Genomic DNA, 18,571 nt, shown 5'->3' with positions numbered 1-18,571 from the left:
CGGAAATGGGACAGATCACATTAAACAAAGTGTCCAAGAAATTCGGGGATGTCGAAGTTATTCCGCCGCTGGATTTGGACATTAATGATGGCGAGTTTGTCGTCTTTGTCGGCCCATCAGGCTGCGGGAAATCCACGCTTTTGCGTTTGATCGCAGGGCTTGAGGATGTCAGCGATGGCGCGGTGATGATTGACGGGGTGAATGCAACTGACATTGCTCCAGCCAAGCGCGGTCTAGCGATGGTGTTCCAGTCTTACGCGCTTTATCCGCATATGTCGGTGCGCAAGAATATCGCGTTTCCGCTGCGTATGGCGGGGCTGAGCAAATCGGAACAAGACGCCCGTGTTGCGCAAGCGGCAGAGGTTTTGAACCTCACGGATTATCTCGACCGTAAGCCAGGGCAATTATCGGGTGGTCAGCGTCAGCGCGTGGCCATTGGCCGTGCCATCGTGCGCGAGCCTGCCGCATTCTTGTTTGACGAGCCTTTGTCAAACCTAGATGCGGCGCTGCGGGTTGGGATGCGCCTTGAGATCAGCGAATTGCACAAGCGCCTGAAGACCACGATGATCTATGTGACCCATGATCAGGTCGAAGCGATGACCATGGCCGATAAGATCGTGGTCTTGCGTGCAGGCGTTATCGAACAGGTGGGCAGCCCGTTGGAGCTCTATCAGCGCCCTTGCAACACCTTTGTCGCAGGCTTTATCGGATCACCCAAGATGAACCTGTTAGGCGGTGATCTGGCAAAACCCTATGGTGCCCATACAATTGGCATCCGCCCCGAGCATTTGGATATTTCCACAAGCAAAGGCACATGGTCAGGAAAGGTTGGTGTGTCTGAACATTTGGGGTCTGATACGTTTTTGCACGTTCAAATCGAGGGCCATGCCGAACCAATTACTGTGCGGATTTCAGGTGAGATGAACGTAGATTACGGCGCGACTGTACATTTGACGCCAAATCCTGATCACATTCACCGCTTTGACGCAAAGGGGCTCCGCCAGTCATGAAACGGCTTGTCGGGAAAAAGGCGCTGATCACGGGGGCTGCGCGCGGCATCGGATACGCGTTTGCGCAGCGCTACATTGCAGAAGGCGCAGAGGTTGCGATTGGCGACATCAATATCACCCGTGCCCGTAAGGCGGCGGCGGCGCTTGGCTCTAAGGCGTTCGCGGTCGAGATGGATGTGACGTCGCAATCAAGCATCGATACGGCCGTCGAAGCGGTGATCGGTGCCCTTGGCCAAATCGATATCCTGATCAACAACGCGGCGATCTTCTCGGCCGCGCCTATTAGCGAGATCACCCGTGCCGATTACGACCGGGTCTTCGCGATTAACGTAGCTGGCGCCCTCTTCACGATGCAGGCCGTGGCGCGGCACATGATCGAGCGCGGCATCAAGGGCAAGATTATCAACATGGCCAGCCAGGCCGGGCGTCGCGGCGAAGCGTTGGTTGCGGTTTACTGTGCCAGCAAGGCTGCGATCATCAGCCTGACTCAATCGGCGGGCCTGAACCTGATCGAGCACGGGATCAATGTGAATGCCATCGCCCCCGGGGTCGTGGATGGCGAGCATTGGGACGGTGTCGATGCCTTCTTTGCCAAGTACGAGAACAAGCCACTTGGACAGAAAAAGCGTGAGGTCGGGGCTTCGGTGCCGTTTGGGCGGATGGGAACCGCTGCAGATCTGACTGGCATGGCCGTGTTCCTGGCAAGCGCGGATGCCGATTATATCGTGGCCCAGACATATAATGTCGATGGCGGGAATTGGATGAGCTGATGCGAGACGTGCCGATGATTGCCCTTAGCCAAGATAACCTCTCAAGCCTGCCTTCAAAGATTGCGCGGCCCAGTTATGATCGAAGCGCGCTTTCGGCGGGAATTGTTCATATTGGTCTTGGGAATTTCCACCGCGCGCACCAATCATGGTATTTGCACCGCTTGATGGAGCAGGGTCTTGCCCATAACTGGGCGATTGTCGGCGCAGGCGTGCGCCCTTATGACGAAGCGCAGCGTCAAAAAATGCTGGCACAGGATTGTCTGACGACATTGATTAAACTTGATCCCGAAGGTGTCTCTGCCGAAGTGGTTGGGTCGATGATTGACTACATTCCCGTGGTAGATGGTAATGGCCCGCTGATCGCGCGTATCGCTGAGGCGGATATTCGAATTGTCGCCCTAACTGTGACCGAAGGCGGTTATTATATCGATCCTGTTACGCTAGGGTTTGATGCGGCGCATCCTGATATTGTGCATGATATCGCTCACCCTGACACGCCGCGCACTGCCTTTGGCGCGATTGTTGCAGCCTTGCGGCTGCGCCGTGCTAACGGGCAGGGACCAATCACGCTGCAGTCTTGCGACAACCTACAAGGTAATGGTGGGGTTTTGCGTCAGACGATTGTGTCGCTTGCGCGTCTGATGGATGCGGATTTGGCCGATTGGATCGACACCGCCTGCAGCTTTCCCAATTCGATGGTGGATTGTATCGTTCCTGCGACAGGGCCAAATGAATTGGCCTTGGTCGAAGAGTTTGGTGTGCATGATCAGGTGCCCGTCACCCATGAGGCCTTTCGTCAATGGGTGATTGAAGATGATTTTTGTGCGGGTCGCCCAAATTGGGATTTGGCCGGCGCGACCTTTTCAGATCATGTTCACGCGTTCGAGGCGATGAAGATCCGTATCCTGAACGGCGGGCATCAGGTGTTGGCCAATGCAGGTGAGGTTCTGTCGCTTGCGACAATCTCGTCGGCAATGGGGGATCCGGATGTTGCACCCTTCTTCGCGAAAGTGGTGCGCGAGGAAATCGCGCCCCATGTGCAGCCCGTGCCTGATATGACCCCCGCTGATTATGTGACGCTGATTGAGCGCCGCTTTGGCAATGAGATGATTATCGACACCACGCGCCGTGTGGCGTTTGATGGGTCATCCCGTCATCCAGGTTTTGTTCTGCCTTCGCTGCGCGATAGTTTGGAAAAGGGCAGCTCAATTTCAGGTCTCGCTCTGGTCGAGGCCGCATGGGCGCGGATGTGTGCCGCCACGCGCGAAGATGGAAGTGTGATTGAAGCGAACGACCCTAATTGGTCTGATTTGCATCAGACCGCTCTTGCGGCCAAATCTGATCCAATGTCTTGGCTCTCAATGTCGCGCATCTATGGCGATCTGGCCGGTGATCCGCGCTTTGCCGCAGCCTTTTGCGATTGGTTAAGTTTGATTTGGTCGACGGGTATGCGCGCTGCCTTGCGCGCATATGTGGCGGCTGATTAAGCCCTCGGCATTTGCAGGTTCTTTGCGCCTATAGTCAGGACAAAGATCCTCGACAACAAAGGTCTGTGCCATGAAGCTAGAATTTCACCACATCAATTTCATCTCTGAAGATATGGATGATTTACACTTGTTTCTTGCGCTGCAATACCAACAAAACCTTATGGAAGTTAAATTTCAAAATGCCCCTGTCGCGCTGAAAACATAACGATGCGGGCATTCAGCCGTTGGGGAAAGGGCGTCGGAGATGTATCTGGGGATCGATTTGGGAACATCGGCTGTTAAGCTCTGTGTCATTGATGCGGAGGGAGAACTGATTGCGCAAGGCGCCAAAGATTTGGCCATTGCACACCCGTTTGATGGGGCAAGCGAGCAGAATTGTGAAGATTGGTGGGAGGTAACACGCGCCTGTATCAAGGCGTTAGATCCCGCGCTTCGCGCCGCCATAAAGGCAATTGGCCTCTCGGGCCAAATGCATGGCGCCGTTGTGCTAGATGAGCAGCGCAAACCTGTACGGCCAGTGATTTTGTGGAATGACGCCCGCGCTGATGTTGAATGTTCCGATATTTTCGCGGCCGATCCATCAGCCGCGAAACTTGCAGGCGTTTTGCCGATGCCCGGTTTTACGGCGCCAAAAATCTTGTGGTTGTCACGTCACGAACCCGAGGCCCACGCCAAGATCCGCCATGTGATGTTGCCCAAAGATTATATCGGGCTCCGCCTGCATGGAGCATTTGTGACTGACCCATCAGACGCTGCAGGCACATCATGGTTTGACGAGGCGGCGCGGTGTTGGTCGGCGCGCCTTTGTGACCTCACTGCAACCAATCTAGCATGGCTGCCCCGCATCCTGCATGGCACAGAGATTGCAGGCAGCCTATTGCCCGATATCGCCACTGATCTCGGTTTGACGCCTGACATTCCTGTAGCCGCTGGCGCAGGCGATGGGGCGGCGGGGGCAGTCGGGCTTGGCGCCGTGCATGCGGGCGATGGGTTTATCTCGCTTGGCACATCGGGGCAGCTATTTGTGACCACAGATACCTATCGTCCAAATATCGAAAATCGCATTCACGCCTATGCCCATACCGTGCCTAATCACTGGTTTCAGATGGCCGCAATGTTGAATGGCGCGCGCCCAATGGCGTGGCTGGCCGATCTGTTAAACCGCCCCATTGATCTTCTTTTGGCAGAAGCGGCCGAGGCGCGGCCAGGTCCGCTCTTCCTGCCCTATCTGACAGGGGAGCGCACACCGCATGGAGACACTACAATACGCGGGGGATTTGCCAATCTGGGCGAGGGCATGAGCCAAGGCAGCTTGATGCGCGCTGTCCTTGAGGCGATCGCCTTTTCTTTTGCCGATGCGGCCGAAGCCTTTGCAAAAGCAGGCACAACACCAACCTCACTCTTGGCCATTGGCGGGGGCACCCGCAGTGATTTGTTGATGCAAATGATTGCAGATGTGACAGGGATCGCTCTCGGCCGCAGTGATGAGGCCGTGGTGGGCCCTGCCCTTGGGGCTGCGCGACTTGCAGTAGTGGCCTGCGGCGACATGCCCATGGATGCTGTGATGCAGCGTCCCAATGTCCGTCATTGGTTCAAGCCAAGGGGAGCAACGGATCACAGCACGCAAATGCGACTTGAGGCATACCGCGCCCTATATCCCGCATTGAGAACGGTTCAGCAACGGCTGCGATAAGGTTAGAACATCTGTGCGTGCTGGAGATAGAACGGACGTGTAAAATCTTTAGAGCGACTAACGTCTAATCAACGAGACTGTTTCTCGAGCTCGTATGGGGTGTCGAATTCGAAATTAAATCCCTTAATTTCATTCTCACGCCAAGTTGCGTTCAACCATGGCCATATGCAATTGGTTTTTCTAACTCAAAATCTAACAAGGCATCGGGCCGGTCGACTGCTCCCGGTTCAATAAAGCCAACTGCTTTCATTTACTTACCCGATGCCCTGAAGATTTTAAGATTGTTTTGTCTCAAGCGGTATGGTGCACGTCCTGCAGGCCATAGACTGGAGTTGCGAGGCCCTCCATTCGTGCCTTGATCTGAAGGCTTAGGTACAGAGAATAGTGGCGCGATTGGTGCAGGTTTCCTCCGTGCATCCATAGGCTACCAACTTGTGTCGGTTTCCACATGTTTCTCTCTTCACCTTCCCAGGGCCCTGGATCTTTGGTGGTGTCAGAGCCCAAGCCCCATACCTTGCCGAGCTTGTCTGCAACGTCTTGCCCCATCAGGTCAGCGACCCAACCATTCATGGAGTTGTAGCCTGTAGCGTAAACAATTACGTCGGCTTCAAGTTCCGATCCATCTTCAAGCTTTACGCCGCTTGAGGTGACTTCAGACACTTGGCCTCTCTTCAGCTTTATCTCACCGTCGATGATTAGCTGGCTCGCGCCAATGTCTATGTAGTAGCCAGACCCCCTACGGAGGTACTTCATAAAGAGCCCAGAGCTGTCATCACCCCAATCCAACCAGAACCCAGCTTTCTCGAGGCCCTTGTAAAAGTCAGCGTCGCGTTTTTTCATTTCTTCGTATAGCGGTATCTGGAACTCGTGCAGAATAGCGTACGGGATTGATGCAAAAATCATGTCCGCTTTCTCGGTAGTGACACCGTTTGCCACGGCCTCCTCAGAGTATAAACTGCTTAGCCCCACATCCATTAGCGTGTCCGAGCGGACTATGTGAGTCGACGATCTTTGCACCATTGTCACGTCCACTCCAGCCTCCCAAAGGGCCGCGCAAATATCGTGAGCAGAGTTGTTGGATCCCACTACGACTGCCTTCTTGCCTTTGTAGGCATCCGGGCCGGGGTGTTGGGATGAGTGATGCTGGTCGCCGTTGAAGGTATCCATTCCCGGAAAGGAGGGCATTCGCGCCTTGCCCGACATTCCAGTGGCCATTACCAGTTGCTTCGGCTTGAGGACAACTTCCTCACCATCGCGATCCACCACAATGTGCCATTCCCCGAGTTTCTCATCATACTTGGCGGATTTTGCTGTGGCCTTCGTCCAGTAGTTCAGCTCCATGACCTTGGTGTACATTTCGAGCCAGTCCCCAATTTTATCTTTTGGAGAGAATACGGGCCAGTTGTCGGGAAACTTGATGTAGGGGAGGTGGTCATACCAGACCGGATCGTGAAGGCAGAGAGACTTGTATCGCTTTCGCCAGCTGTCCCCCGCGCGCTCGTTTTTCTCTAAGATAATAGTCGGGACACCTAGCTGCCTCAGGCGCGCTCCTAGCGCGATCCCGCCCTGTCCGCCGCCAACGATGACGCAATACGGCTGAGTTTTATAGCCAAGGTCCTCGATTTCTTTGCTGCGTTCTTCCAGCCATGTCGCACGGTCTTTTCCTGCGCCGTGCTTGGCGCCCATACGCCGATTGTCACCGCTTGGCTCTTCATGCCCCTTCAATTCAGTCATGGCGGTCAGGAGCGTCCAAATTTTGCCGGCTTTGATCCTGATTAGTCCATTACCTCGTGCGGCTTCAGTTTCAAATGTGATCCACGCGGTGGTCACATCTCCCTCCACCGTTGGCACTTCTCCCTCAGCTACTTTCCAATTTGAGGGCCTGGTTGCCTTGAGTTGGTGGTGGAGCATTTCTTCGATTTGCCCACGCCCCTCCATGGTTTTGATGTTCCAAGTAAATGTCACCAAATCTCGCCAATAGGTATCATCAGCGAACATGCTCGTGGCCTTGTCTATTTCATGACCTGATAAATATGCGCCAAATTCATCAATAAAATTTTGGACTTCTTGAGTGGTTGAAGTGTCAAGCATCGCATTTTTCCCCTAGTCTGAGCTCACTCTAATATGAGTGGGGCGGTGTGGATTTGGGCTTGCTTCCCTCACTTGCGTTATTGGTTTCATCGCATGCACGAAGGAAATTTGTTTGAAACGCTCGCACGAGTATACGAGTCGGTCAAGAAATTTTGAAAAAAATTTTCATATAATTTGAAAAAATTTATACTTTTGTTTATTATTTTCATATACGCTCTGCGCGTGGATTTACGCCTTTTGAATGCGTTGCAAGCGGAGATGAGTTAAACAATGACGTATTTTCTTACCTTTGACGGTGGAACCGAAAGTCTTCGCGCCCGCATATATGACTTGTCGGGGGCATGCTTGGGCAGCCAGGCAGTTCCGTATCAGACTAAGTTTTCTGCGGGGGCCCAGGCAGAGCAAGACCCGTCTGATTGGTGGGATGCCGTCGTTAATTCGACCCGTGGGGCGCTGGCACAAGCGAATGTCGCGCCAGAAAAAATTGAAGCGATATCCTATGCCACAACTTGCTGCTCGGTAGTCGCACTTGACGCAAATGGCGATGCCTTGCGGCCAGCCCTCATCTGGATGGACGTGCGGGCTAATGAAGAAGCAGACGCCGTTCTAGAAACCAATGATCCCGCTTTAATGCTGAATGGGGGCGGGAAGGGGCCTGTCTCGGCTGAGTGGATGATCCCGAAGGCTCTATGGCTAAAACGTAACGAGCCAACCACGTATGATCGCGCCTACAGGATTTGTGAGTATCAAGATTATTTGACGTACCGCTTTACCGGTGAATGGGCTGCAAGTTTGGATAATGTTGGATTGCGATGGCACTACCGCAATCGCGATGGTGGATGGGCCACAACCATGGTCGAGGCTCTCGGGATTGGAGATATCTTAGAGAAGTGGCCTCCTCGCATTGTCGCGCCTGGTTCGTTAATCGGAACGTTAACGAAAACAGCTGCTGATGCGCTGGGCCTCCCACAATCCGTCAAGGTGATACAGGGAGGCGCGGACGCACTCATTGGCATGATTGGCTTGGGAGTAGCGCAACCCGGACAGCTAGCGCTGATTACAGGCTCCTCCCATTTGCAATTTGGCGTGACTGAGGCACCGCTCAATGCGCCCGGTGTGTGGGGGTCATATGCCGACATCGTTTATCCTGATCGGTATATTGTTGAGGGCGGACAGACATCGACGGGATCCATTATCAATTGGCTGGGTCGGTTGACTGGTGGCCTCGACTTTGACGAACTAAATGCGAAGGCGGCCCAACTCGCTCCCGGGTGTGATGGTCTCATTGTGCAAGACCATTTCCAAGGCAATCGAACGCCGTATACAGATCCTCTGTCCCGCGGTGCATTGGTCGGGCTGACGCTTGCGCATGAGAAGCATCATATTTTCCGAGCCATGATGGAGGGTGTGGGCTTTGGGACGCGAGCGATTTTGGATGCGTTCAAGGCTGCAGGTTATTCGGCGGACGAGATGACACTGGGTGGTGGAGCTTCCGGCTCAGACCTGTGGCTGCAAATTCATGCTGACACGTCCGGCATTCCTGTGCGTGTGCCAGCCTCTCCAGACGCGCCGTCTACTGGTTCGGCAGTTCTCGCTGCGTATGGAGCCGGGTACTATGTGTCCATTGATGAGGGAATATCTCAGATGGTCCACGCAGGCCGGACCATTGACCCGATTTCGGCCAATGTAGAGCAGTATGAAGAGGTCTACGCCCGATATAAGTCACTTTATCCCGCGCTTAAGACTTGTCTGGGCTGAATATGCATGAACATCAATTTGGTCACTTCGGAGACATTTGAAAAAATAATTGAGAATCGTTTTGTCTTGATTTATGACATCGATGTCATGACACCGATGTCATAATTGGGTGTCAGGCAAAATTTCTACGCTCTGGGAGGGGTCGTGGCTACCATTTATGATGTTGCTAGGGTTGCTGGCGTTTCGCCAAAGACTGTGAGCCGGGTGTTGAATGGCGACGCCCCGGTTGGTGACAGCACCAAGAAAAAGGTGAAAGCCGCGATTGCCGATTTGGGCTATGTTCCCTCTAGCGCAGCGCGCACGATGCGTTCAAACAAGTCTGGTCTCATTGGCTTAATCACGGGAGCCATATCCAGAAATACCGATCCGCGCGAGCCTCACGGACTTCCAGACCTTTTCATTGTTCAGGGTATCCAACAAGTGATGGCAGAAGTTGGTAAGACGCTAATCATGGCCGATACAGGTGGTGATTATGCCAAAGTTGCACACCTGGCGCACACGTTTCAGCAGCATAGAGTAGAAGGCTTGGTATACGTTGCTGATCACCATATGGAAGTTGAAATTGATGTAAGCGTTGCTAAATGCCCAGTCGTTTTAGCAAATTGCTATGATAAAATTGGAACGCCATCGGTTCTGCCTGATGATCGCAATTTGCAGAAAAAATTGGTTAAAAAGATTATTCAAACTGGGCATACACGCATTGGTTTCGTGACACTTGACAGCTCGATACCCGCATCAATCGAGAGAACAAAAGGTTATAAAGAAGCATTAGCTGAAGCTAACTTACCATTCGATCCAATGTTGATAACCGTTGGCTACTCAGAAGGGTCAGAGCGTGATAGCGCATCGTTGTCCAAATCGCTCGACCAACTCCTTTCTCTGTCAAATCCACCCACAGTTTTATGCTGTGGTAACGATGAGATGGCATTGCGCGTATACGGATTGCTTAGAACGCGGGGAGTTAAGGTGCCCGAACAAATTTCGGTTGCCGGTTTTGATAATTATCACGTCATAGCAGAGACATTAGTTCCACCATTAACGACTGTGGAGCTGCCATATCGTGCTCTAGGGCATGAAACTGCGCGTAAACTTTTGGCTATGGTAGATGGGGTTTCGCATCAGCCTGAACGCGCAACTTTAGTTGAAGGGCCAGTCGCTTGGCGGTCCTCAGTCACCGCTCTTAATTCCGTCAGTCATATTAACCTCGGGAGGGAACTATCATGAAACTGACTAAACTATCTGCCATTTTGGCAGGCTGTACCTTGATGTCTTCTGCTGCCGCTGCGCAGACAGAACTTTCGATGTGGTATCACGGCGCAGGCAATGAAGTTGAAAGTGCTATCATCAATCAAATTATTGATGATTTTAACGCGTCACAGTCTGATTATACGATAGCCTTGGAAAGCTTTCCGCAAGGGGCCTATAACGATGCGGTTCAGGCAGCTGCATTGGCTGGTAATTTGCCAGACATCATTGACGTCGATGGGCCTGTAATGCCGGGCTGGGCGTGGGCAGGCTGGATCGCCCCGCTACCAATTGATGAGGCTGAATTTGCAGATTTCTTGCCTGGGACCAAAGGCATTTGGAATGGAACGCTTTACTCGATTGGTCTCTGGGATGCAGCCGTCGCGCTGTATGCCCGTCAATCAACTCTTGATGAATTGGGCTTAAGAACTCCAACGCTTGATAACCCTTGGTCTGGCGAAGAGTTCATGTCTGCACTGGAGGCTGCGAAAGCGTCTGGCAATTATGATTATGCGCTTGATCTCGGAACAGCTTGGACTGGTGAGTGGTTCCCCTATGCATTTTCTCCATTCCTGCAATCCTTCGGCGGCGATATGATCGATCGCTCATCCTACACAACCGCCGAAGGCGCGTTAAATGGGGATGCGGCAATCGAATTCGGCGAGTGGTGGCAGGGTTTGTTCACTGATGGATACGCCCAAGCAACCCAAGATGGCGCGGATCGTGATGCAGGCTTTAACACTGGAAAATACGCCTTCAGCTGGAACGGTAACTGGGCCGCAATCCCGACACTGGAGCAGGTTGATGACGTTGTTTTCTTGCCAGCACCAGATTTTGGTAATGGGTCAACAATCGGTGCAGCTTCATGGCAGTTCGGAGTAACAACAACTTCTGAACATCCAGAGGGAGCAGCTGAGTTCATTAGATTTGCTACTCAGGACAAGTATCTGGCTGCATTCTCAGACGGTATTGGACTGATCCCTTCGACCGCATCGGCAGCTTTGCTGACTGAGAACTACGCATCAGGCGGGGCTTTGGAAGTCTTCTACGGACTTTCAGAAGCACAAGCGCTCGTTCGCCCGGTTACACCAGGATATGCGGTAGTTGCCAAAGTGTTTGAGAAAGCATTGGCAGACATCGCGAATGGCGCTGATGTGGCTGACACTCTTGACGCGGCAGTCGATGAGATTGACGCCGATATCGAAAGTAATGGTGGCTACGGCAACTAAGCCCAAAACTGGAGGGCCCCATCAAATTGGGGCTCTCTATTTTGATGGTTCGGAGTGAGTTAATGTTTGTCCGCAAACTAACGGAGTCAAATGCTGCCGGGTGGGCTTATGTGCTTCCAAGCTTCGGCCTTCTCGTCGCCTTTATTATACTTCCTTTTTTCTTTGCTTTTTATTTCTCGCTCACTAACCAAAGACTGATATCTCCAAACCCAACAGAATTTGTAGGTTTCGAGAACTACCGAAATCTATTGTCTGTGGGGACTATTGTCCTTGAGCCAGAACGCGATGCGAATGGCGCATTAATTATCAATGATGATGGATCCATCGAATACCCGCGCTTACGTAGTTTTACTCGTAACAATCCGGAATACCCGCATTTAGATCGGATGCGTGAGTGGTTCTCCTGGCAAACTGGACCCAATAATGAATTAAAACGGGTCATTTTGGCTCAGGATGTTGTCTTCATGCGAGCCATGAAAAATACGTTCATTTTTGTATTGGTTGTTGCCCCTCTTCAGGCAAGTTTGGCCTTGCTACTCGCCCTTCTGATTAATCAAAAGTTGAGGGGCATAAATTTTTACAGAGCCGTTTATTTTATGCCGGTTGTAATATCGATTGTCGTCGTCGCGTTTCTCTGGCGCTTAGTTTATGACGGTGAAAATGGCCTATTAAATAACATCCTGCAGGCAATCACGTTCGGTCGATTTGAGCCGGTGGACTGGCTTGGAAATAGTGATACCGCTCTGGGTTCAATAATCGGGATGTCCATCTGGCAAGCCGTGGGTTTCCATATGGTAATTTGGCTGTCGGGTTTGCAAACAATTAGCCCCACACTTTACGAGGCAGGTAAATTAGAGGGTGCAAGTAAGTGGCAAACTTTCCGCTACATCACTTGGCCTGGATTAAGAAACACCGCAGTTCTTATACTGATTGTGATTACGATGCAGGCCTTCGGCGTGTTCGCACAAATTGATGTGATGACGAATGGCGGCCCACTGGACAGTACTCAGTCGATAGTGTTCCAGGCAATTGATCGTGGCTATGGCAAGCAAGATATCTCGGGTGGTTCAGCGATTTCTGTTCTGCTTTTCTTGATCGTCTTGTCGGTTTCGCTCATCCAACGCTATGTCACGAGGGAGCGTAGTTGATGGCTGCTGTGAGCTACAGGGGAGATAAATTGCGTATAGCAGTTCAGTACTTAGTGCTGACCATGATCGCAGTAATTTTTATTTTTCCCCTAGTATTTATGCTGATGTCTTCATTGAAACCTGATCAGCAGTTGCTGACAGACTCCGGATCAATGAGAGCATTTCTGCCAGTTGGCGATATTAGCTTAGATAATTACAGAAATGCGTTTCGTAGAGCGCCCATTGGTCTGTTTGTTTTCAATTCCGTCTTTGTGACCACGGCAACAGTGATGCTTTCACTATTTTTCTGCTCTCTGGCTGGGTTCTCAATCGCCTTAATGAATTGGCGCGGGAAGTCCTTTATCTTAGCTGCGATTTTGGCAACCCTCACGGTTCCATTTGAAACTTTTGCAGTACCGCTTCTTCTAATGTCATCTAAGCTGCCTTGGATTGGAGCAAGCGGTTTGGAATTTGGATGGCTAAACAGCTATCGTGTTCAAATCATTCCGTGGATTGCCGATGGTTTAACAATATTCTTGTTTGTCCAATACTTTAGGGATTTACCAAAGGATCTGATAGAGGCGAGCCGAGTTGAAGGGGCTACCTGGTGGCAAATTTATTACAAGGTGGTCATGCCCCTCTCTGGACCAGTCATTGCTACTGCTGCCATTTTAAAATTCTTGGTCATGTATAACCAATATCTTTGGCCCTTGATGGTGGTTCAGGAGGAACAATACAGACCAGTATTGGTTGGTTTGCAGTACTTTTTTCAATTGAACTTAGCCTGGGGTGAGGTGATGGCATACCTATCTCTGATTACGGTTCCAGTGCTGGTTTTTTATCTTTTCCTACAACGTGCCTTCATAGCTTCAATCGCTTCAACTGGTGTAAAGGGATAAGTCGATGGTTCTTGCACTGCACGATCAATGGATTTGGGATAGCTGGTACGCGCATGACGGGAACCGTTGGCATGCATATTTTCTCAAAGCCAATAAATCACTTGGTGATCCTGATCTGCGGCATTTCAATGTCACTCAAGGTCACGCGGTTAGTGATGATCTTGTGCATTGGGAGCATCTTGGAACCTGCCTGGCTCCATCTAGAAGACCCGCATGGGATGATAAGACAACCTGGACTGGGTCCGTCGTAAAAGATGATCACGGCCTATGGCATCTTTTTTTTACGGGCACCTCGGCTGCAGAAGACGCAATGTATCAGCGTGTGGGCCACGCTACTTCTACTGATATGCACAACTGGCAGAGGGTCGGGGATGGCCTCTGTCTTGATTTGGTTGGGCCAAACGCAAAGTATTATGAGGCAGAGTGGGCTCGAGGTTTTTGGCATGATCGCGCGATGCGTGACCCTTGGGTGATGAAGGATCCATATGGCAATGGGTGGTTGATGTATTTCACCGCTCGAGTTCCAGGGGCTGACGAAGCTAATGAGGGTGGGGCGATTGGTTTTGCCACGTCGAGCGATCTGAATACTTGGGAATTACAACCACCAGTCTTTTCAGGCTCATATGGCCAATTAGAGGTACCCCAAGTTTTTGAAGTTTCCGGAAAATGGTACTGTTTGTTTTGTACTGCAGATATCCATTGGTCTGAGCGTCAAAAAAATGAAGCGGGGGTCCCTCCGGTTACCGGCAATCACTATCTCGTGGCGGATAATCCCCGCGGACCTTGGCGCGTAGCCCCCGGATTTTTGGATGGGGGCTTACCCTGTCGCCGCTACGCGGCTCGAATTCTTAAGAGAGATGACGAATTGGTAATTTTGGGTTTTGACGACAATGGCAAAGAGAATTTCATAGGCCATGTCCGAGACCCTCAGACGGTTCATGTTGACCCTGATGGTTTATTATTCATCAGCCAGCATGCTCCTTAGGTGACTAGATATGGCTGAAATAAAACTCTCAAACGTCAAAAAATCATTTGGCTCAGTGAATGTCATTCAAGGAGTGGATATTGATATCAAAGACGGTGAATTTGTCGTCTTTGTGGGTCCATCAGGTTGCGGAAAGTCTACCCTCCTTCGCATGATCGCTGGCCTGGAAGATATCACGTCAGGCACGCTTCAAATTGATGGAGCTATTGTAAACGACAAGCAGCCGAAAGAGCGTGGGGTTGCTATGGTATTTCAATCATATGCAATTTTTCCTCACATGACCGTCCGTGAAAATATTGCCTTTGGGCTCACAATTTCAAAAGTGCCTAAAGAGGAGAAAGATAAGAAAGTCGCTGAGGCCGCTCGCATCCTCCAAATGGAACATTTGCTAGATCGTCGGCCTAGCCAGCTCTCTGGTGGACAGCGCCAGCGTGTGGCAATTGGCCGAGCCATTTCGCGTGATCCCTCAGTTTTTTTGTTTGATGAACCACTATCCAATCTCGATGCAGCGCTTCGAATGGACATGCGCATGGAAATTGGGAAGCTGCACCAGCAGCTCAATGCGACCATGATTTACGTGACCCATGACCAGGTTGAGGCGATGACCTTGGCCGATAAAATTGTCGTTTTAAAAGATGGGAGAGTGATGCAGGCGGGCTCGCCGATGGATCTCTATCACGCACCCGACAACTTGTTTGTGGCCGGTTTTCTTGGTTCGCCCTCTATGAATTTTCTGGAGGTGACGGTAGACGCAATTAACGCTGACAGCGTCACGGTTCATAATTCATCGCTTAATCAGATCGAGGTGCCGCATAAGGGCCGGAGCTTTGAAGTTGGGCAGACAGCAACACTCGGCATCCGTCCACAATACCTGCATCTTACCGACGCTGGACTCGGCAAGTTGCACGGTAAGGTCGTATTGACCGAACGCCTGGGCAGCGAAACTGTCATAGACTTAACATTAAGTGATGGAAGTAAGTTGATTGCCGCACTGGGTGAAGACACTATTTTGGCTCCGGGCTCGGAAGTAATTTTTGACTTTGACCCCATGCAAACTCACATTTTCCCAGAAACGAGATGATCAAACCCGTACTTATTCTTGATCCCGATTGGCGTCGCATGGACGAGCTATTTTCCGATGCTGCACGTCACAGACTTTTCGAGGAGTACGACGTTATATGGGGCAGGGACGGCACAATTCCTAAAGACGTCTTGGCTGAAGCTCTTCCGCGGGCAGAAGTCTTGATTGCAGCAATCCCATGTGTGACAGCGGATACTCTCAAATTGGCTCCAAACCTTCATACAATCATCGAAGTCTCGGGAGCATTCCCAGATACCATTAACTACGCCGCCTGTTTTGAGGCGGGCATTGAGGTCCTAAGCTGCGCGCCGGGTTTTCGCCGAGCCGTCGCTGAAATGGGTTTGGCTATGGCACTTGCAGGTGCACGCGGCCTGGTCGATGAGCATGAAGCCTTTCGGCGGGGGGACGAGCATTGGCTTTCTGATCGTCCCGGTATTGATTTTTCGTTGTATGGTGCGGATGTCGGCTTTGTTGGGTTCGGCCAGATTGCCCAGGAATTGTCTCGCTTGATGGAGCCATTTCAGCCACGTGTTCGGGCGTATGACCCATGGCTTGCATCATCGGCTGCAAACGTGCGTGGTGCGGAGTTAGTGCCCTTAGACGAGGTGCTTAGCCAGTCGCAATGTCTTTTTGTTACTGAAGCGCCGACCTCAGAAAACTATCATTTGTTGAATGCAGAGCGCCTTGGGATACTAAAATCAAATGCATTATTGGTTGTGCTCAGCCGCGCACATCTCATTGATTTCTTAGCTCTGGAGGCGGAGTTAGCTTCTGGGCGTATTCGCGCGTGCATTGATGTCTTTCCCGTTGAGCCCCTGATGCCGGACGCGTCGATCCGACAGGCGCAATCAACTATCCTGTCGCCTCATCGCGCAGCCGCTGTAGATAAGGGGCGCCAGCTCATTGGTGACTTGATCTTGAGCGATCTTAAGGCAATTAGGGCTGGTGACCCTAACCGTAAATTGTCACTTGCTAATCGAAATACAATCTCGGAATTGGCAGGAGTGGGCGACGCTAAATCATTGTGAGCCGTGAGGCCGAACCTCTAGGTTAATTCGTATCCCATAACATCAGCTGCTCGGGCCGAGGGCCCGTGGGTAGGTATAGCTATTGTGCCTGATTATTTAAGCCAAGTACTGTAGTCGCTTACAAGTAAGTGGGTCGGTGCAACATCCTCATCGATATTTGCAAATCGCCCGATCGGTTCTCGGAAGATGTTATCGGTTTCGTCGTCATTGACGGTTGAGACCTCTCCGATCAATACATCGCCACCTTCGCCCCAGAAAGCGTGCCAGTCACCTGGCATAAGCGAAACACTTTCGCCGGGTGCCAATTTGAGCTTTTGCCCCGCAGCATAATCAACTCTTATGCCATCGCAAAATACGGTGCCGCCTTTGTCTTCCGCAAAGTTTCCGTGATCGTCCGAGCCAAAGAGTTCAACAATCAAATTGGCGCCGCCGCGGTTGATAATATCCTCGGCTTTAATGATGTGGGTGTGCATGGGTGAGAGTTGATCCTGTCGGGAGATCAGTAGTTTTTCAGCATAGCACATACCGCCCCCGCGTTGCAGGTCCTCAAGCCTGCCATTTCGCAGAGTGAACAGGAACAGACCCATTTCGTCGAAATTACCTGCGCCATAATCTGTGATATCCCAGCCGCAGCGTCCGTTGACCACATTTTGCGCGAGCTCTTTTTGATCAATGAAGGCTTCGGGTGACCAATATGCAAATGGCGGTAGCGTGAATCCGTGCTTCTGTATGAGTTCATCGGCTTCCGCCATGATGTTGTTGATGGTGGAGCGTTTCATAGGATTTTACTTCTTCCAGTTTGCGCAGGTAAGGACTTTGGTCCTTGGAAGTCTGCTTAAACGTGTCATAATCCCCTTCAAACTCCGTCTGTAATTTCGCGCATTGCGGTGAGGAATTGTGCGACTTCGGTTTCGGTGTTGTAGTGGCACATCGAGACGCGCACGGCGGCGTCTAGGCCCAAGGGGGAGAGCACGTTTCCTGAATAGTGATCCGCCTTGCGGGTATGGGTACGGATGCCGCGTTCGCGCAGTTTGGTGACAATATCGGGTGCGGCTTGGCCTTTAACGGTGAGACAAACCAGACCCTCGCGGGCAGGGTTCTCTAGGCCGCCGATGATGTCGACCTCCGCCATATCCTTGAGGCCTTTGATATTGCCAATGCCGTTGATCATGGCATCGGTGAGACGTTTTTCATGTGCATGGATTGCCTCGCCCGCCGCCACTATCCGCGCGCGTGGGTCGGTCTGGTCCGAGACTTCACCGCCGAGCCAAACGAAATAATTCACCACATCGGAAAAGGTCACATAGGCACCCGTATCGCGGGTGCCGAATTCCCATGGGTTTCCGGGCGCATCAATCAGATGTTCGTGCTTGATCGCATGCAGCCTGTCGCTGACCCAAGCCACGCCATAGCCATGACGCGAGAAGACCTTATAGGGCGAGATGACATAGCCATCGACATCATAGCTTTCGATATCAAGCCTGCCATGCGCGGCGTGCTGGATGCCATCAACGATGATGATGCAATCAGGCGCGATTTTGCGGATTTCGGCGGCAATGGCGCCCACATCCACACCCATGCCCGTGACGGGCGAGGTGTGCAGGATCGTGGCCACGCGGGTATCTGGGGTGATTTCGGGGCGATAGGCCTCGGGGCCGACTGTGCCCGTGGTGTCATCATGCGCGACAAGAATATGGGGTTTGCCCGCCACTTCGGCCCAATGGGCGGCGGCACTGCGCGAGGCGGGATGCTCCAATGTGCTGCCCAAAATGCGGCCTGCGCCCGTGCCGACAATCGCGGTTCGGATCAAGCGAAACAGCAATTCTGTTCCGCTTTCGCCGACGAAAAACTGCCCCTTCGGTGCGTTGAAAAACAACCGCATATCTGCCTTTGCTTTGTCAATCAGCGCCACAAGGGCATGGGCGGCAGGGTTGTCACGGCCTTGATTGTCAGGGATGGCGGCGAATTTGGCCGAAGTTTCGACCACAGAATTCAACGTCAATGCACCGCCTGCATTCTCGAAAAACACCCGAGGCCCTTCAAAGGGGCAGGTGTCCACATGGGCGAAGCGACCGCGAATTTCATCCAACAAACCCGATTTTTCACTCAGCATTTGACCATTTCTTTCTAGACAGTAGGGTTGCGCCTCTTAGGGCAGAGGGCGATAA

At 51.9% G+C, this 18,571-nt stretch carries 16 protein-coding genes; 13 read left to right on the top strand and 3 right to left on the bottom strand.

Going from position 1 to position 18,571, the window contains the following annotated elements; translation table 11 throughout:
* Window positions 1-5: 5 nt before the first annotated feature.
* From AAC636_RS09570 to xylB, 5 genes are all read left to right on the top strand, one after another.
* Window positions 6-1,010 (top strand): ABC transporter ATP-binding protein, encoded by a 1,005-nt coding sequence (locus AAC636_RS09570; RefSeq protein ID WP_340301338.1) that lies wholly within the window; start codon window positions 6-8, stop codon window positions 1,008-1,010.
* Window positions 1,007-1,780 (top strand): L-iditol 2-dehydrogenase, encoded by a 774-nt coding sequence (locus tag AAC636_RS09565; protein WP_340301337.1) that lies wholly within the window; start codon window positions 1,007-1,009, stop codon window positions 1,778-1,780. The genes AAC636_RS09570 and AAC636_RS09565 overlap by 4 nt, the downstream gene beginning before the upstream one ends.
* The gene (locus AAC636_RS09560; protein ID WP_340301336.1) at window positions 1,780-3,267 is read left to right on the top strand and encodes a mannitol dehydrogenase family protein; all 1,488 of its coding nucleotides are present in this window, start codon (window positions 1,780-1,782) and stop codon (window positions 3,265-3,267) included. The genes AAC636_RS09565 and AAC636_RS09560 overlap by 1 nt, the downstream gene beginning before the upstream one ends.
* Before the next feature lie 70 nt (window positions 3,268-3,337).
* Window positions 3,338-3,472 (top strand): hypothetical protein, encoded by a 135-nt coding sequence (locus tag AAC636_RS09555; RefSeq protein ID WP_340301335.1) that lies wholly within the window; start codon window positions 3,338-3,340, stop codon window positions 3,470-3,472.
* 39 nt (window positions 3,473-3,511) lie between these two features.
* On the top strand, window positions 3,512-4,960 hold the full coding sequence (xylB, locus tag AAC636_RS09550) for a xylulokinase (RefSeq protein ID WP_340301334.1): 1,449 nt from the start codon (window positions 3,512-3,514) through the stop codon (window positions 4,958-4,960).
* A gap of 291 nt (window positions 4,961-5,251) precedes the next feature.
* Here xylB and AAC636_RS09545 read toward each other — a convergent pair whose 3' ends face one another.
* On the bottom strand, window positions 5,252-7,051 hold the full coding sequence (locus tag AAC636_RS09545; protein WP_340301333.1) for an NAD(P)/FAD-dependent oxidoreductase: 1,800 nt from the start codon (window positions 7,049-7,051) through the stop codon (window positions 5,252-5,254).
* A gap of 270 nt (window positions 7,052-7,321) precedes the next feature.
* Between AAC636_RS09545 and AAC636_RS09540 the strand changes: the two genes are divergently transcribed.
* The 8 genes from AAC636_RS09540 (at window position 7,322) to AAC636_RS09505 (ending at window position 16,403) form a co-directional block, all read left to right on the top strand.
* The gene (locus AAC636_RS09540; protein WP_340301332.1) at window positions 7,322-8,809 is read left to right on the top strand and encodes an FGGY-family carbohydrate kinase; all 1,488 of its coding nucleotides are present in this window, start codon (window positions 7,322-7,324) and stop codon (window positions 8,807-8,809) included.
* Window positions 8,810-8,953: 144 nt separating this feature from the next.
* Window positions 8,954-10,033 (top strand): LacI family DNA-binding transcriptional regulator, encoded by a 1,080-nt coding sequence (locus AAC636_RS09535; RefSeq protein ID WP_340301331.1) that lies wholly within the window; start codon window positions 8,954-8,956, stop codon window positions 10,031-10,033.
* A complete protein-coding gene (locus AAC636_RS09530; RefSeq protein ID WP_340301330.1) occupies window positions 10,030-11,283 on the top strand; it encodes a sugar ABC transporter substrate-binding protein in 1,254 nt (417 codons plus the stop codon). The genes AAC636_RS09535 and AAC636_RS09530 overlap by 4 nt, the downstream gene beginning before the upstream one ends.
* Before the next feature lie 62 nt (window positions 11,284-11,345).
* Window positions 11,346-12,431 (top strand): carbohydrate ABC transporter permease, encoded by a 1,086-nt coding sequence (locus AAC636_RS09525; protein WP_340301329.1) that lies wholly within the window; start codon window positions 11,346-11,348, stop codon window positions 12,429-12,431.
* A complete protein-coding gene (locus AAC636_RS09520) occupies window positions 12,431-13,309 on the top strand; it encodes a carbohydrate ABC transporter permease (RefSeq protein WP_340301328.1) in 879 nt (292 codons plus the stop codon). Before AAC636_RS09525 ends, AAC636_RS09520 begins: the two co-directional genes overlap by 1 nt.
* Before the next feature lie 4 nt (window positions 13,310-13,313).
* Window positions 13,314-14,294 carry a levansucrase gene (locus AAC636_RS09515; RefSeq protein WP_340301327.1) on the top strand — a complete coding sequence of 327 codons (981 nt, stop codon included), beginning with the start codon at window positions 13,314-13,316 and terminating at the stop codon, window positions 14,292-14,294.
* A gap of 10 nt (window positions 14,295-14,304) precedes the next feature.
* Window positions 14,305-15,375, top strand: coding sequence for an ABC transporter ATP-binding protein (locus AAC636_RS09510; protein WP_340301326.1), 1,071 nt, complete (start codon window positions 14,305-14,307; stop codon window positions 15,373-15,375).
* Window positions 15,372-16,403 (top strand): NAD(P)-dependent oxidoreductase, encoded by a 1,032-nt coding sequence (locus AAC636_RS09505; protein WP_340301325.1) that lies wholly within the window; start codon window positions 15,372-15,374, stop codon window positions 16,401-16,403. Before AAC636_RS09510 ends, AAC636_RS09505 begins: the two co-directional genes overlap by 4 nt.
* Window positions 16,404-16,495: 92 nt before the next feature.
* Here the strand turns inward: AAC636_RS09505 and AAC636_RS09500 are convergent, their stop codons facing one another.
* Together AAC636_RS09500 and AAC636_RS09495 are read right to left on the bottom strand one after the other, a co-directional pair.
* Entirely contained in the window at window positions 16,496-17,182 is a 687-nt protein-coding gene (locus AAC636_RS09500) for a D-lyxose/D-mannose family sugar isomerase (RefSeq protein WP_340301324.1), read from the bottom strand.
* A gap of 77 nt (window positions 17,183-17,259) precedes the next feature.
* Complete coding sequence (locus tag AAC636_RS09495; protein WP_340301323.1) at window positions 17,260-18,516, bottom strand: aminotransferase class V-fold PLP-dependent enzyme; 1,257 nt, start codon at window positions 18,514-18,516, stop codon at window positions 17,260-17,262.
* Window positions 18,517-18,571: the final 55 nt, after the last annotated feature.

The sequence above is a fragment of the Roseobacter sp. HKCCD5988 genome (assembly GCF_037830355.1).
Taxonomy (GTDB): domain Bacteria; phylum Pseudomonadota; class Alphaproteobacteria; order Rhodobacterales; family Rhodobacteraceae; genus M30B80.
The sequence above is the reverse complement of the archived record's forward strand: the minus strand, read 5'-3'. Positions and strand labels throughout refer to the sequence as shown.

Bases quoted from the DNA above. Each gene is read 5' to 3' on its own strand.
- AAC636_RS09570 (WP_340301338.1), top strand. From the start codon at position 6: ATGGGACAGATCACATTAAACAAAGTGTCCAAGAAATTCGGGGATGTC.
- AAC636_RS09565 (WP_340301337.1), top strand. From the start codon at position 1,007: ATGAAACGGCTTGTCGGGAAAAAGGCGCTGATCACGGGGGCTGCGCGC.
- AAC636_RS09560 (WP_340301336.1), top strand. From the start codon at position 1,780: ATGCGAGACGTGCCGATGATTGCCCTTAGCCAAGATAACCTCTCAAGC.
- AAC636_RS09555 (WP_340301335.1), top strand. From the start codon at position 3,338: ATGAAGCTAGAATTTCACCACATCAATTTCATCTCTGAAGATATGGAT.
- xylB (WP_340301334.1), top strand. From the start codon at position 3,512: ATGTATCTGGGGATCGATTTGGGAACATCGGCTGTTAAGCTCTGTGTC.
- AAC636_RS09545 (WP_340301333.1), bottom strand. From the start codon at position 7,051: ATGCTTGACACTTCAACCACTCAAGAAGTCCAAAATTTTATTGATGAA.
- AAC636_RS09540 (WP_340301332.1), top strand. From the start codon at position 7,322: ATGACGTATTTTCTTACCTTTGACGGTGGAACCGAAAGTCTTCGCGCC.
- AAC636_RS09530 (WP_340301330.1), top strand. From the start codon at position 10,030: ATGAAACTGACTAAACTATCTGCCATTTTGGCAGGCTGTACCTTGATG.
- AAC636_RS09525 (WP_340301329.1), top strand. From the start codon at position 11,346: ATGTTTGTCCGCAAACTAACGGAGTCAAATGCTGCCGGGTGGGCTTAT.
- AAC636_RS09520 (WP_340301328.1), top strand. From the start codon at position 12,431: ATGGCTGCTGTGAGCTACAGGGGAGATAAATTGCGTATAGCAGTTCAG.
- AAC636_RS09515 (WP_340301327.1), top strand. From the start codon at position 13,314: ATGGTTCTTGCACTGCACGATCAATGGATTTGGGATAGCTGGTACGCG.
- AAC636_RS09510 (WP_340301326.1), top strand. From the start codon at position 14,305: ATGGCTGAAATAAAACTCTCAAACGTCAAAAAATCATTTGGCTCAGTG.
- AAC636_RS09505 (WP_340301325.1), top strand. From the start codon at position 15,372: ATGATCAAACCCGTACTTATTCTTGATCCCGATTGGCGTCGCATGGAC.
- AAC636_RS09500 (WP_340301324.1), bottom strand. From the start codon at position 17,182: ATGAAACGCTCCACCATCAACAACATCATGGCGGAAGCCGATGAACTC.
- AAC636_RS09495 (WP_340301323.1), bottom strand. From the start codon at position 18,516: ATGCTGAGTGAAAAATCGGGTTTGTTGGATGAAATTCGCGGTCGCTTC.